The 13564-nt window shown below is 68.1% G+C and carries 10 protein-coding genes and 3 pseudogenes; 7 read left to right on the top strand and 6 right to left on the bottom strand.

What is annotated here, in order from left to right:
* Positions 1-308: 308 nt before the first annotated feature.
* Both AB0I94_RS02100 and AB0I94_RS02095 read right to left on the bottom strand, forming a co-directional pair.
* Entirely contained in the window at positions 309-2003 is a 1695-nt protein-coding gene (locus tag AB0I94_RS02100) for an alkaline phosphatase D family protein (RefSeq protein WP_363307430.1), read from the bottom strand.
* A 219-nt stretch (positions 2004-2222) separates the two neighbouring features.
* Positions 2223-2504, bottom strand: a pseudogene (locus AB0I94_RS02095) (HNH endonuclease family protein); the annotation flags it as partial.
* A gap of 74 nt (positions 2505-2578) precedes the next feature.
* Between AB0I94_RS02095 and AB0I94_RS02090 the strand changes: the two are divergent.
* The 4 genes from AB0I94_RS02090 (at position 2579) to AB0I94_RS02075 (ending at position 7254) form a co-directional block, all read left to right on the top strand.
* A complete protein-coding gene (locus AB0I94_RS02090; protein WP_363307429.1) occupies positions 2579-3811 on the top strand; it encodes a tyrosine-type recombinase/integrase in 1233 nt (410 codons plus the stop codon).
* Positions 3801-6050, top strand: a complete 2250-nt coding sequence (locus AB0I94_RS02085) for a site-specific integrase (protein ID WP_363307428.1) — start codon at positions 3801-3803, stop codon at positions 6048-6050. The genes AB0I94_RS02090 and AB0I94_RS02085 overlap by 11 nt, the downstream gene beginning before the upstream one ends.
* Positions 6047-6451, top strand: coding sequence for a DUF6262 family protein (locus AB0I94_RS02080; RefSeq protein ID WP_363307427.1), 405 nt, complete (start codon positions 6047-6049; stop codon positions 6449-6451). Before AB0I94_RS02085 ends, AB0I94_RS02080 begins: the two co-directional genes overlap by 4 nt.
* Before the next feature lie 140 nt (positions 6452-6591).
* Positions 6592-7254, top strand: coding sequence for an IS6 family transposase (locus AB0I94_RS02075; protein ID WP_363307426.1), 663 nt, complete (start codon positions 6592-6594; stop codon positions 7252-7254).
* Between the two features lie 208 nt (positions 7255-7462).
* On the opposite strand, the gene AB0I94_RS02070 is transcribed toward AB0I94_RS02075, so the two are convergent.
* A complete protein-coding gene (locus AB0I94_RS02070) occupies positions 7463-7840 on the bottom strand; it encodes a MerR family transcriptional regulator (RefSeq protein ID WP_363307425.1) in 378 nt (125 codons plus the stop codon).
* A gap of 68 nt (positions 7841-7908) precedes the next feature.
* On the opposite strand from AB0I94_RS02070, the gene AB0I94_RS02065 reads away from it, so the two are divergent.
* Entirely contained in the window at positions 7909-9138 is a 1230-nt protein-coding gene (locus AB0I94_RS02065; protein WP_363307424.1) for an MFS transporter, read from the top strand.
* Positions 9139-9239: 101 nt separating this feature from the next.
* Here the strand turns inward: AB0I94_RS02065 and AB0I94_RS02060 are convergent.
* Positions 9240-9737 (bottom strand): annotated as a pseudogene (locus AB0I94_RS02060) (HNH endonuclease family protein); the annotation flags it as partial.
* Positions 9738-9857: 120 nt separating this feature from the next.
* Positions 9858-10232: pseudogene (locus tag AB0I94_RS02055) on the bottom strand (hypothetical protein); the annotation flags it as partial.
* Positions 10233-10718: 486 nt separating this feature from the next.
* On the opposite strand from AB0I94_RS02055, the gene AB0I94_RS02050 reads away from it, so the two are divergent.
* Both AB0I94_RS02050 and AB0I94_RS02045 read left to right on the top strand, forming a co-directional pair.
* Positions 10719-11297, top strand: coding sequence for a TMEM165/GDT1 family protein (locus tag AB0I94_RS02050; protein WP_363307423.1), 579 nt, complete (start codon positions 10719-10721; stop codon positions 11295-11297).
* Positions 11298-11610: 313 nt separating this feature from the next.
* On the top strand, positions 11611-12276 hold the full coding sequence (locus tag AB0I94_RS02045; RefSeq protein ID WP_363307422.1) for an HAD-IA family hydrolase: 666 nt from the start codon (positions 11611-11613) through the stop codon (positions 12274-12276).
* 139 nt (positions 12277-12415) lie between these two features.
* Here AB0I94_RS02045 and AB0I94_RS02040 read toward each other — a convergent pair whose 3' ends face one another.
* Positions 12416-13477 (bottom strand): peptidoglycan-binding domain-containing protein, encoded by a 1062-nt coding sequence (locus AB0I94_RS02040; RefSeq protein ID WP_363307421.1) that lies wholly within the window; start codon positions 13475-13477, stop codon positions 12416-12418.
* Between the last annotated feature and the right edge of the window lie 87 nt (positions 13478-13564).

The following is a 13564-nucleotide window of genomic DNA, read 5'->3' as shown; positions in this document are numbered from 1 at the left end:
ACCCGGCCTGCCCGTCGACCTCACCCGCCCCGCCAACCCCGCGTGCCCCGTCGGCCTAGTCGCCCCACGGTCCCGGGGCCTGCCCGTAGGCCTCCCGTCCCGCCAATCCCGCGTGCCCCGTCGGCCTCAGCCAGCCGCCCCGCCGTCCCGGGCCTGCCCGTCGACCTCACCCGTCCCGCCATCCCCGCGTGCCCTGTCGGCCTCAGCCACCCCGCGGACCCGGGCCTGCCCGTCAACCTCACCTGTCCCGCGGACCCGGACCTGCCCCGTTGACCTCACCCGCCCCGCGACCCGGGCCTGCCCCTAGGTCACGACAGCCGGGACTCCTGGGTCGTTTCCAGGCGTACGCCTGCGCCCTTCACCGTCCGGGCCTGGTCGAGTTGTACATGCGCCGTACGGCCCCTCAGCGTCAGTGTCATGAGCTGGTTGCCGAACCAAGGGCCGCCCGTTTTACGCCAGTTGATGGCCACCCCTGCCGTGCGGCCGTGGCGTACGAAGCGGCGGCCCAGAGCGCGGCCCACCCTGCTCCAGCCGAAGTGGAAGCCCAGCTTTATCGACGCGTGGATGGAGTTGTGGACGGGGGAGCACGTCAGCTGCAGGACGCGGGAGTCGGGCCCGCCGCCGTCCGGCCACGTGGGCTCCGCGATGTACGCGTGGTGGACGTCACCGGAGAGCACGCACACCGTCGCCGGAGCCCCCGTCCCTGTGCCCGCCTCGGCGATCAGGGAGGTCAGCGCGTCGAAGGACGACGGGAACGCCGCCCAGTGCTCCAGGTCCGAGCGCCTGCGCAGGTTCTCGCCGAAGCGGGCCCAGCGCGCGCCACGCTCGCCCCGGCACAGCGCGGCGTTCCAGCCCTCGGCGTCATGGATGAGGTGCGGAAGCAGCCAGGGCAGCGACGTGCCGATCAGGAGGTGGTCGCAACCACCCGCCCCGCCGCCGTCGCCCGCCCCGCCGGACCCGTCCGCCCCGCCCAGGCCGTCGAGGGCCTGCTCACGCAGCCAGCGGGCCTCGTCCGGGTCGATCATCGCGCGGTTCTGTTCGTCCAGGACGCGCGCGGCCCGCGTGTCGATCATGAGCAGGCGTACGCGGCCGAAGTCCCGGCGGTAACTCCACCGGGTCGCCCCGGGGTCGGCGTCCGAGGCGGAGGCGAAAGCGCGCAGCGCGTCAGTGCCGTCCGGTGTCGCGCGCAGCGTGGCGTACAGCTCGTCGCGTTCGAGCTCGGCGGGCGGCAGATTGCCGATGTGCTGGTAGACCCAGTACGACATCAGGCCGCTCAGCACGCGCTCGCGCCACCAGGGCGTCGCGCGCATCTCGGCGAGCCAGGCCGCGCTGGTGTTCCAGTCGTCGATGACGTCGTGGTCGTCGAAGATCATGCAGCTCGGCACGGTGGAGAGCAGCCACCGCACCTCGGGGTCGAGCCACGATTCGTAGTAGAGGTGGGTGTACTCCTCGTAGTCCGCGACCTGGTCGCCCGGAGGGTCGTTCAGGTTCCGGCGGGCCGCGAGCCAGCGCCGCGTCGCCTCGGAGGTGTTGTCCGCGTACACCTGGTCGCCAAGCAGGAGCAGGACGTCCGGGCGGTCGGCCGCCGTGCCGGTGGCGATGCGGGCGGCGAGGGTGTCAAGCGCGTCGGGCCCGACGGAGTCGTGCTCGTCGCTCGGCGGAGCGGCCCAGCGGCAGGACCCGAAGGTGACGCGGAACGCCTCGTCGTCGCCGTCGCCCGGCGTGCGGATCGTGCTCGGCGGGAAGGGCGAGTCCGGCAGCGGCCACACGGGGCCGTCGCTGTCGCCGAGCCGCACCTCGTACGCGGTCTCCGTGCCCGGGCGCAGTCCCGTGACCGGGATGAGCGCGTAGTGATGGCCCGCGATCTGGAACGTGTTCGCCGTGCCCTTGGCGCCGTCGGCGCACCGCACCTCGGCGGTGCAGGGGCGGTCGGCCTCGACCCAGACCGTCGCCGTCGAACCGTCGACATACCTCAGCAGTGGACCCAGGCGCAGCCGTGCCACGATGATCACTCTCCTCCGTCGCCCCGTACGGTACGGAACGACGGAGGGCAGTGGGGAGGTTCCGGGGATTCCCGCTGGTTACAGGCCGGTGACCTCGGAACCCGTCGGGGCGGCGACCTCGGCAGCCGTCGCGGCGGTGACGTCAGCAGCGTCGCGGCCGGTGACTTCGGCAGCCGTGGCGGGCCGTCGTCGCGGGCCGCCGCCGAGTAGCCGCCGGTCTCAGCAGCCGTTGAGGATCGAGGACAGGGCGGTCTTCTCCTCCGCGTTCACCGTGAGGCGGTAGTGGTGCTTCACGTCCACCCACATCCGGGCGTAGTAGCAGTGGTACGACCTGGTCGGCGGCAGCCATTCCGCCGGGTCCTGGTCGCCCTTGCTCTGGTTGACGTTGTCGGTGACGGCGATCAGCTGGGGCTGGCCGAGGTCGTTGGCGAAACCTTCCCGCTGGGCGTTGGTCCAGCCGCTCGCGCCGGACTTCCAGGCCTCGGAGAGCGGGATCACATGTTATCCGCATCTTGAAATTGGTGACGCTGACATCGCTGACATGTGACCTGGATGCCGTGACTTCCCTGTGAGCGGTGCGTTATCCGGTGCAGCGGCTCAATGCCGCTGACAGTGATGGCAGAGGGGGCGTGGTGGCGAGTACGCAGAGAGTGGCCACAGGGGAGGGGGTGACGTGGACGGTTCTTGGCGACGACTACCGCGTTGCGGAGCCGGTCGAGCAGTACTTGGAGTACCTGAGATCGAGGGACTGCTCGCCCAACACCATCAAGAGCTACGCCCGAGGGATCTCGCTGTGGTGGACCTTTCTGGAGCGACGGGGCCAGGCGTGGGATGCAGTTGGCGTGACTGAACTCGGTACGTTCATCGGCCAGTTACGTAGGGGGAGCGTGACGGAGGACGTTGTGCTGCTCCGCGGACAGGCGCGGGCGGCGGACTCCACGGTGGCGAGCCGTGCCCGAGCGGTCATGGGCTTCTACCGCTACCAGGCCTCGCGGGGCGTCGAGGTTGCCGGTCGGCTCTACGAGACGGTGCAGGCCCGGCCGGGGAGCTATCTGCCGTTCCTGGAGCATGTGGCGCGTCGGACCGGACGGCGGTCGAGTGTCGTGAAGGTGCGGGTACGGACGAAACCGGTGCCGGTGCTGCTGCCCCGCCAGATGGCGTCGATCCGGGAGGCAGAGGCGTCCTGGGACGCGGCAGGCGCGGTCTGGTCGGGCGAGCTGCGGTACCGGTTGCTGTGGACGCTGCTGGAGGAGACCGGACTGCGGCTCGGTGAGGCGCTCGGCCTTCGGCACTGTGACTGGAAGACCGGAACGGGCACGACTGCACAGGTCGAGGTCGTACATCGTGAGGATCACCCGCACGGTCTGCGGGCCAAGAGCGGCCACCGCCGCATCTTCATCGGCTCCGCGCTGGACCGTCTGTACGGGGACTGGGTATGGGCACTGTGCGAGGCCGGGGCGGATGCCGAACTCGACGACTGGGACAACGCGTACATCTTCTGCAACCTGCATCGGGGTCGGCGCTTTGCTCCGATCAGGCCGGAGAGCGTCTACGGACACCTCGGTGTGGTGAAGCAACGGATCCCGGCACTCCCGGGAGGCATGACCCCGCACTGGTACCGCCACACGCACGCCACCGCCCTTCTGCTGGCCGGCGTTCCGATGCATGTGGTGAGCCGGAGGCTGGGGCATGCCGACGTCCAGACCACCATCAACACGTATGCCCATGTCACGGAAGACGCCGAGCTGAAGGCGTGCGCCGACTGGCAGAAGATCACCCAGGCGTGGGGAGCCGACGATGAGCGCTGAATCGGCCGAGATCCGGGCCCTGCCCGAGCAGCGATCGGCAGCTCCGAGGGCTCGGGAACGTAATCGCCGGGACAAGCGGGACCCTCGGCTGCCGATCGCCCAGCTGTTCAGCGAGGAACGCGCAAGGCAACTCTGGGAGAGCCTGCCGGAGGGACACCGACAGGGCCACTTCGATGCTGCGAACATGCCCGAGGACTACCGGCAAGCGTTCATCGTGCGGACGATTGACAAGAGCCGGGGCTGGTTCACCCAGTCCCTGAGCCTGCGTGGACTGCCGGAACCGATGCAGTGGGAGCTGGCCTGGTGCGTCCACCAGCAGGTTGCCGACGGCTACAGCATCAACACCATGCGGCTGGGGGAACTGAGGCGCGGGCTCGTTCTCGCGGTCGAGCACGGCGGCCAGGTGGCACGAGCGGCGCGCTCGCTCACCGCCTTGACGCATGAGGAGTGGGGGCTAGAGGTTCGCGGGGCATTGATGCGCACGAACCCAACGGCCAACCGGTACCTGCCGGAGTGGGTTGAGAACGGCTTGAAGCATCTTCAGGACAGGCTCGCTCACGCCTACCACGACGGCGAATGGTGGCGACTGAACGTCTGGAACCCGGCCCTGGACCGGCGCATCCCACAGCGGGAGCATGAGCCGCAGGGGCGGTCAGTCGCCAACTTCAGCCAACTGACCACAGCCTGGTTTCGCGAGGCCGCGCAGTGGTGGCTGTCGGTGCAGCTCTCGACGGAACGGTACGTGTGGTCGTCAGTGAAGAGCCGACTGGATCACCTGAAGTGGTTCCAGTGGTACATCGATCAGGAAGGGTGCGCAGGCCCCCAGTTGGTGGGCTCGCCTGAAGAGCTGCGCCCTTGGCTGCGCGGATTCGTGGACTCGCTCAACGGCCATACCGCGATGACCGGACCGAACAAGGGCGGCAAGCTCGCGAAGAACAGCCGCCGGGGTCCGCTTGTGACCATCGAGGCGTTCTACCGCTGGATGTATGACAACCGAGCCGAGGCCTCCTTGGTGCTCGGCGACGCGCGCTGGGCCGGACTCGGCCCTCAGCACACCGTGCTGTTCCGGCTGGAGGACAAACCGCGGCTCACGAACCAACTCCCGGACGACATGGCGCTGGAAGACGAGGTGATCAGCCGGATCGCCGCAGGCTCTGGAGTGCTCGCGGCGCCCAAGGACGAGGGCGGGCTCGACGACAGGCAGGCGTTCCATGCGCTCATGCTGCTGATCCGAACCGGCCGACGCATGAATGAGGTCCTGATGATGGACTTCGAGCCGCTGCTGCCGCTCCTGACAGTGGGCAAGCAGGGAGGCAAGGAGGCGGACGGTTTCGTGGCTCGGCTGGCCTACCAGCAGACGAAGATCACGGGCGGTGATCCGCCGACGATCCCGGTCGATCAGGAGATCGTCGACATCATCCGCCTTCAGCAGGAGTGGGCCCGCGCATTCACCGCTTCTCACGGCGCCCCGGAAGAAGCGAATCCGCGCTACCTCTTCCTGCAGACCAAGAACAACCGCCTTGGGACGAGGCCCTATGCCTCGGCGACATTTCACACCCGACTCCGCGTACTGACAAAGAAGTTGGCGATCACAGACAGTGTCGGTCGGTCCGTCAAGGTTTCCAAGACGCACACCTTCCGGCACACACGCGCGACGGACCTGATCAACGCCGGGGTTCCCATCCATGTGGTGATGCGCTACTTGGGACACGTCACCCCGGCCATGACCATGCACTACGCCAAGACCCTGGCGGTCACGGCCGAGCGTGAGTTCCTTCGCTACAAGAAAGTGACGGCAGACGGTCGGACCGCCGAGGTCGATCCCAGTGACCTCTACGATCTTCTTCACCTGGATCAGCGAGCGGACCGCGTGCTGCCGAATGGGTGGTGCATGCTGCCGCCACGGCAGGTCTGCTCCAAGGGCAATGCCTGCTTGACCTGCGACAAGTTCGTTACCGACGCGAGTCACCGGGGCGAACTGCAAAACCAGTTGGAGCAGTCCGAGGCGCTGGTCGCACGCCGCCAGGAGCAGTTCACCGCTCGCCACGCCGAGCCGATGGGAGAAGACAACGTGTGGCTGGCCGGCCGTCTCGCCGAGACCAGCGCCCTCAGGAAAGTCCTCGTCGCCCTCGACCAGATCGGCGTCCACGACGACGGCCGACTGCGAGCCGTCCGCGGCGCCGGTACGAGTGATCGCCCCGGTCCGACCCAGACACACCAACAGGAGCCCACCGTATGAGCCCGCTGCCCGAACATCTGCGAAAGGCCGCCCGCTCGCGCACTGAGGAGTCCGAGAAGCGGGCCCGCGCCGCACTCGATCAGCTGGTCAAGATGATGCAGCCCGTCAGCTTCATCGCTGTCGCCCGCGAGGCGGACATCAGCACAGACTTTCTCTACCGGCACCAGGAACTGCGCTCACTGATCGAGCGACATCGAACGAAGACCGGGGCCGTCCCCGCCCAGCGACCTGACCACTCCGAGGGCTCGTCCTCGGCCGCGGTAAGAGCGCTGAGCGCCCGCTTGACCCTGCAGCAACAGGAGCACCAGAGAGAGGTGGTGAGACTGCGCAAGGCCTTGGAGGTCGCGCAGGGGGAAAACCTCGCTCTCCGTCGGCGCCTTGCCCAGTACGAGGCTGACTGAGCTGGACGAGGCTCTCAGGAAGGCTCTGTCAGGTTGAGCGGTGAGGCGTTGGATGATCTTGGTGTGGGTCATCGTGGGAGGGGTCCGAGTGGGGAGCGAGATGTCGGTGTCGTACAGGGGGGTACCGGTTTCCGGCGGAGGTGATCGGTCACGCGGTGTGGCTGCATCACCGTTTCCCACTCTCGTTCTGTGAGGTCGAGGAGCTCCTCTTCGAGCGCGGCATCGTGGTGTCCTACGAGACGGTCCGGGCCTGGTGCGCCACGTTCGGTCCCGCCTACGCCGACCAGTTGCGCCGGTGTAGGCCGCGGCCGGGCGACAAGTGGCATCTGGACGAGGTGTTCATCAAGGTCAACGGCCGGATGCGGTACCTGTGGCGGGCCGTCGACCAGGACGGCAACGTCCTGGACATCCTCGTGACGAACAAGCGCGACACGGCCGCGGCCCGGCGGGTCTTCCGCAAGCTCCTCAAGGACTGCCAGTACGTGCCCCGCGTGATCGTGACGGACAAGCTGCGCTCCTACGGCGCCGCCCACCGCCAGGTCATGCCCTCGGTCGAGCACCGCACCTCGAAGTACCTCAACAACCGGTGCGAGAACAGCCACCAGCCCACCAGACAACGCGAGCGCGCCATGAAGGGCTTCCGCTCCAGCGGAGCGGCCCAGAGATTCCTCGCCGCCTTCTCCCGCATTTCGGGTCTCTTCCGCCCCCACCGGCACCTGCTCACAACCAGTGACTACCGCACCGAGATGACCCAACGATTCCGCACCTGGAAAACCGTCACCGGCATGGCCCCGGTCGGCTGACAGCAGGGCATCTCACAACACCCGAGCGCCATCAGCATGCCCCAACCCACACCACCAACTTGACAGCACCCGATCAACTACTCGTCCGACACTGCCTCCGTAGCCGACTCAACGACCGGCTCCTCCACAGCCTCGTGCTCGGCGATGGTCTCGCTCATCAGGCGACTCCTTGATCATCGGATCCGCCGGCTATTGGACACTCCCCGGACTACCGGTAGGAGGCTCGGATATCGCGGCGTACGGCGTCGAGGTAGTCGGTGATGGCTCGGTGGTTCTTGGTGAGGCATTCGATTTTTTCGGCCATGCGGTCGCGTTCGTGTTCGAGCGTTGCGACCATGTCTGGCGTGACGTAGGGCATGTGGATCGTGCGGGGGGTGTTCAGGCAGGGCAGGATCTGCTTGATGATCCGTGTGGGCAGCCCTGCGTCGAGCAGGCCTCGTACCTGGAGAACCCGGTCAACGACGTACTCCTCATAGTCCCGGTATCCGTTGGGCAGTCGATCTGACGCGATCAGTCCCTGCTCCTCGTAGTAGCGCAGCAACCTCACCGGAGTCCGCGTGTGCGTCGACAACTCACCGATCCGCATATCCCTCTCCTCGCCCTCTGTGGCTGGCGTCGTGTGACTCAGCGGACACCGAATTGACCCTCACACTAATGTCACCCTTCGATCATGAGGCCATGACACGAACACATGCTGCGCCATCTCCCTCGATAACGAACGCCCGGCTCCCACTGGCGGGTCTTCTGGCCTTGGCCGCCACCGGGTTCATTACGCTCCTGACCGAGACGATGCCCGCCGGGCTGCTTCCCGGGATGAGCCGAGACCTGGGTGTGAGCGAGAGTGCTGCCGGGCAGAGCGTCACCGTCTTCGCGATCGGGGCGATCCTCGCCGCGATCCCGCTCACCAAGGCGACGATCGGCTGGCCGCGCCGACACTTGCTGCTGGTGGCGATCGCAGGATTCGCGATCGCCAACACCGTCACCGCGCTCTCCGAGAGCTTCGCACTTACGCTAGCCGCCCGGTGCCTCGGCGGCATCGTCGGCGGGTTGCTCTGGGCGCTGTTGGCCGGGTACGCGGTACGGATGGTTCCCTCACATCAGCGCGGCAAGGCAATGGCGATCGCGATGGGGGGCGCAATCGTTGCCCTGTCCGTCGGAGTTCCTGCTGCGGCGTTTCTGGCCAAGCTCGTCGAGTGGCGATACGCGTTCGGGATCATGACCGTCCTCACGCTCGCGTTGATCGTGTGGGTCGTCGCGGCGGTGCCGAACTTCTCCGGACAGCCCAAGGGCTCACGGCTCCCGCTCACCCGTACCTTCCGCATTCCCGGCGTAGCGCCCGTGCTCTTCGCGACCCTCACGTTCGTGCTCGCCCACAGCATCCTCTACACCTACATCGCCCCGTTCCTCAAGCCGCTCGGCATGGCAGGTCAAGTCGACGCCGTGCTGCTCACCTTCGGCTTGGTGTCGCTGGTGAGCATCTGGATCGCCGGAGCGCTCGTCCATCGGCACCTGCGCCTCCTCATGATCCTCGCGTGTGTGCTCTTCGCGACATGCGCGCTGCTGCTCGGCATCTTCTCCGGCGTGCCTTCGCTCGTCTACGCCAGCGCGGCGCTCTGGGGGCTCGCGTTCGGCGGCACCTCTACCCTGTTGCAGACCGCAGTCGCCGAAGCAGCAGGCGACGCCGGCGATGTCGCCCAAGCACTCCTCACCACCGGATGGAACGTCGGAATCGCCGGTGGTGGCATCATCGGAGGCATCGTCCTCAGCGGATTGGATGCATCCTGGCTGAGTTGGGTCACGCTCGCACTGCTCGTCCCTGCACTCGCCACTGTGCTCGCGGCACACAAATACGGGTTCACCAAGGGAGAGCTCGGCAGCCGCTAAACCACCGCTCAACCTGACAGAGCCCTACTGGGACCCCCTGATCTCCATGGCTTCGGCACTTCCAAGTATCTGGAAGTGCCGAAGCTCCCTCCTGCAGCTTCTCAGCAGCGGGTGAGCATGTCCTTCAGCGTCGTCTTCTCCTGCGCAGTGATTGTCAACTTGTAGTGGTACTTCACCGCGATCCAGTCCGTGGAGTAATGGCACCAGTTCGACTGCAGTGGCGGACGCCATGCGTCCGGGGACTTGTCGCCCTTCGCTTGGTTCACGTTGTCGGTGACGGCGAGCAGTTGTGGGTTGGTGAGGTCGTTGGCGAATGCCTTCCGCTGAGCCGTGGTCCACTTGCTGGCGCCACTGACCCACGAGTTTGCCAGCGGGACCATGTGGTCGATGTCGACGTCGGCCGGATCTGACCACGTGGCACCGTCGTACGGGCTTACCCATGTCCCGCTGACAGCCCGGCACTGCGAGTCGGTTGTGACGTTCTTGCCATCGCGCTTGAGAACCACTTCACGGGTGTTGCAGTTGGCCCCCTGGTCGGCCCAGTGCGGGTACTTGTCACGGCTGTAGCCGTCCATCGACCCCTTGGGCGCCACCGTGAGGTCCTCAAGTTGCTGTCCAGGATCTGCTGCAGCCCCAAGTGAAGCTCGAAGAGATGTCGCCGGTATGCCGCTGACGTTCTGACCTTTGAGTTCTTCTCGCTGCAGCGTCGGAGCTGCAGATACCACATGGTCGATGTCGACGTCGGACGCGGCGGTCCAGGTGCCGCCGTCGTACGGGGACTTCCAGGTGCCCGACGTGGCCGCGCAGCTGGAGTCCTGCTCGACGTTCGTGCCGTCGCGCTCGAGGACGACCTCGCGGGTGTTGCAGGCGCCGGACTGGGTGCTCCAGTGCGGGAACTTGTCGCGGCTGTAGCCGTCGGACGAGCCCTCGGCCTTCTGGGTGAGTTGGCCGAGATAGGTGCGGGCGGTGGCGGCGGAGACCGGCTCCGGGGGAGCGGCCTGGGCGGGAGCGCCGGTGAGGAGGGCCGCAGCGGAGGCGAGGGCGGTCAGGGCGGTGACAGTGGCGAGACGTCGACGCGCGTAGAGAGCGGGCATACGAACTCCCTTGATGTGGGGGGATGTTGGCCGTTGGGGCGGCCATGCTGACGCATTGGGGTTTCCTGTGGATGTGCGTCAAGTGACAGGGTCGCGTCAATCAGGTGGTCAGTTCAAGAGTTCTGACGCCGTGTCATGTGCGGTCATGTGTGCGGGAGTTGGAAATGAGTGACCTGGGTCACGCCCGAGGGGGCCGAAAGGCCCTGGGCCGGGGTGCGCGGACGTCCCGTACGATGGATGGCGCAGAAGGGGAGTAGCTCTTCGCCGGACCGTCGACATACTGCTCAGCTCGCCTGAGCCGGCGCCCGGAGGCAGGACCCGTCACCCATGGGATGAACCGTGGTGGACGTGACCAGCCAGCGAGACCTTCGGCAAGCAGTACCCGACGTACGCGACCGTGTACGTCCGTGTGTGCTGCCGTGCCGAGGTGTCGTACGTGAGGTACAGATTGCTCTCGGTGGGGCAGCCCCGACCGATTGAGGAACCTTGATCAGCATCAGCGTGATGGCGCTCGTCTTCGGCGTCGTCTTCCTTGCCGAACTCCCGGACAAGACAGCGCTGGCCGGGCTCGTCCTCGGGACGCGCTACCGCGCCTCGTACGTCTTCGTCGGGGTCGCGGCCGCCTTCGTCGTCCATGTCGTGCTCGCCGTGGCGGCGGGCAGCGTGCTGACGCTCCTGCCGCAGCAACTGCTGCACGCGCTCACCGGCGTCCTCTTCCTCGGCGGGGCGGCGATGCTGCTCCTGAAGGGCGGCGACGGCGAGGAGGAGGTCCGTGAGCCCAAGGACCAGAGCTTCTGGAAGGTCTCCGGCGCGGGCTTCATGCTGATCCTGGTCGCGGAGTTCGGTGACCTGACGCAGATCATGACCGCGAACCTGGCCGCGCGGTACGACGACCCGCTCTCCGTGGGTCTTGGCGCGGTGCTCGCGCTGTGGGCGGTCGCCGGTCTCGGCATCGTCGGCGGAAAGGCGCTGATGAAGCGCGTGCCGCTCTCGCTCATCACCAAGATCGCGGCGCTGCTGATGCTGGGTCTTGGGGTGTGGAGCCTGTACGAGGCGATTGCCTGAGCCGCTGGGGGCGGCGGGCCTCACCTGAGCTGCCGGGGTCACCTGAGTCGCCGGGGTTGTCGGCTCTTCTGTCTGAGGGGCCTGGTCCGGTGTGGTCCAAAGGGGTGAGTCGAGGCGTACGCAAGGGGTGTGACCTGCGGTGCTGGCGTCTGGTGGCCCCTTTTTGTATCGTGGAGGAACAAAGTGGCTCCGCCCGTGTTCCCTGACCGGCGGGCGGGGCCGCCTTGATTCTTCTTCCGCGAAATTCCGCATCTCCCTCTGTGCTCGACCTCCCCTCCCCGCTCAACCTCCCTCTGCGCTCTGGAGTACGCCGATGACGGCTGAGACCGACTCTGTTCTGACCGCCCGGGCTCTCCTCCTGGACATGGACGGGACCCTCGTCAACTCCGACGCGGTGGTCGAGCGCTGCTGGCGGCGCTGGTCCGAGCGGCACGGTCTCGACTTCGACGAGGTCATCAAGGTCGTCCACGGACGGCAGGGGTACGCCTCGATGGCGGTGCTGCTGCCGGAGCGGCCCATGGAGGAGAACTACGCGGAGAACCGCGAGATGCTGGCCGCCGAGACCGCCGACATGGAGGGCGTCGTTCCCGTGCCGGGAGCCGCTGCCTTCCTGGCCTCGCTCAAGGGGCTGCCGCACGCGCTCGTGACGTCCGCGAACGTGCCCCTGTCCAACGGGCGGATGGCCGCGGCCGGGCTGCCGCTTCCGGCCGTGCGGGTCACCGCGGAGAGCGTGGGCGCGAGCAAGCCCGACCCCGAGGGGTTCCTCAAGGGGGCCGCCGAGCTGGGCTTCGACCCCGCCGACTGCATCGTGTTCGAGGACTCCGGGGCGGGGATCGCCGCGGGGCTCGCGGCGGGCATGCGGGTCGTGGGGATCGGCCCGCGGGCCGGGGAGTTCGGGCCCACCGTGCATGTCGCTGATCTGACGGAGATACGGGTGGAGCCGGTTGCCGGTGGAGGGCTTCGGCTGGTTGTCGGCTGATCTTCGCTTGGCCCGCTGATGGTCGGGCAGACCGCTGCTGACCTTCGCTCGGCCGCCCGCCGGCGGTTCTTGGCCGGACTCTTGGCCGGGTTCTTGGCGCCCCGCACCTCATGGTGCGGGGCGCCTCGCGTTTCCCGGCTTACGGCTCCCTCGTCTCCCTTTCGAGCGCCGCCCGCGTCTCCTTCCCGTAGACCCCCCTGCCGTCGCGCTGCGTCCCGCGGGCGTACTGGTAGCGGGCCACCGCGTCCGCCACCTGGGTGTCGTACGTGCCGTGGTCGTCGCCCATGTACAGGTACAGCTGCCGCAGGCGTTGCTGGAGTTCGCTGACCTCAGGGCCCCTGTCGCCGCGGCTCAGGACGCGGTCGGCCTTCGGCGCCGTCGGTTCCACCGAACCCGTCGCCCGAGCCGTCGAGCGGCTCGGCGGCGGCGTGGACCGCGGCTTGGGCGAGGCCGAGCGCGACGGTGTGGGGGACGGGCTCGCCTCGGGTGATGCGGACGAAGACGAGGACGAGGAGGGGGACGGCGGCGCGGAGGGCGTCGCGGAGGCCGTCGGGGGCGGTGGCGCCTGACTGGCGGAGTCGGACGCGGCGGTCGCCGCACGCGTCGCCAGGTCCGGCAGAGCCTGCTCTCGTCGCGGCTTGTCGGGCGAGAGCAGCACCGCCGCGAGCACCGCGACGGCCACCACGGCCGCCGCGGCGCCCACCGCCGCGTACAGGCCCGTACGGCCGCGCCGCGGTTCCGGATCGCCGTCGTACGGCGGAGGAGGCGGGGAAGCGTCTCCCTCGGCTGCGGAGGGGGCCCCGTCCGGCGCGTCCGGCGCGTCCGGCGCGTCCGGCGCGTCCGGCGCGCCCGATGCGAACAGCCCCACATCCGCCGAGCGTGGCGGAGCCGTGGCCTCCGGTGGGAGGACGGGCGTCGGCGCGGGCCCCGGCTCGGGCGTCGTCTCCTCCGCGAGGCCGGGCTCCGGCAGCGTCACGTAGGGACGTATGCGCAGCGGATCGAAGTCCTCCGCCGCTGCCGCCTGCGCGGACCTCGTGTCCCGCGCCGCGTCGGCCGCCCGCTCCGTACAGCCGCAGACAGGCGAGCCGCCGCGTGTGCGCGACGCACCGCACTCAGGACACCGCCGGCCGCCGAGGCCGCTGTCGACCCCGTCGTCCCGCCCGCTGGCGGCGTCGCTCGGACGTTTTCCCGTGCTGCTCACTCTTCGTACCCCACCCCTAGAGAACTCCAGCGATTATGCAGACCCAGGCTTCAACAGGCCATAACGGGTCACACGGACCAGGATGGA

Origin of the sequence: Streptomyces sp. NPDC050147 (genome assembly GCF_040660195.1) — a bacterium.
GTDB lineage: Bacteria > Actinomycetota > Actinomycetes > Streptomycetales > Streptomycetaceae > Streptomyces.
This window is presented reverse-complemented; position numbering and strand designations above follow the sequence as displayed.

What these genes read in the sequence shown, in the direction of transcription:
- AB0I94_RS02085 (WP_363307428.1), top strand. Translation starts at nt 3,801, where the DNA reads ATGAGCGCTGAATCGGCCGAGATCCGGGCCCTGCCCGAGCAGCGATCG.
- AB0I94_RS02080 (WP_363307427.1), top strand. Translation starts at nt 6,047, where the DNA reads ATGAGCCCGCTGCCCGAACATCTGCGAAAGGCCGCCCGCTCGCGCACT.
- AB0I94_RS02070 (WP_363307425.1), bottom strand. Translation starts at nt 7,840, where the DNA reads ATGCGGATCGGTGAGTTGTCGACGCACACGCGGACTCCGGTGAGGTTG.
- AB0I94_RS02065 (WP_363307424.1), top strand. Translation starts at nt 7,909, where the DNA reads ATGTCACCCTTCGATCATGAGGCCATGACACGAACACATGCTGCGCCA.
- AB0I94_RS02045 (WP_363307422.1), top strand. Translation starts at nt 11,611, where the DNA reads ATGACGGCTGAGACCGACTCTGTTCTGACCGCCCGGGCTCTCCTCCTG.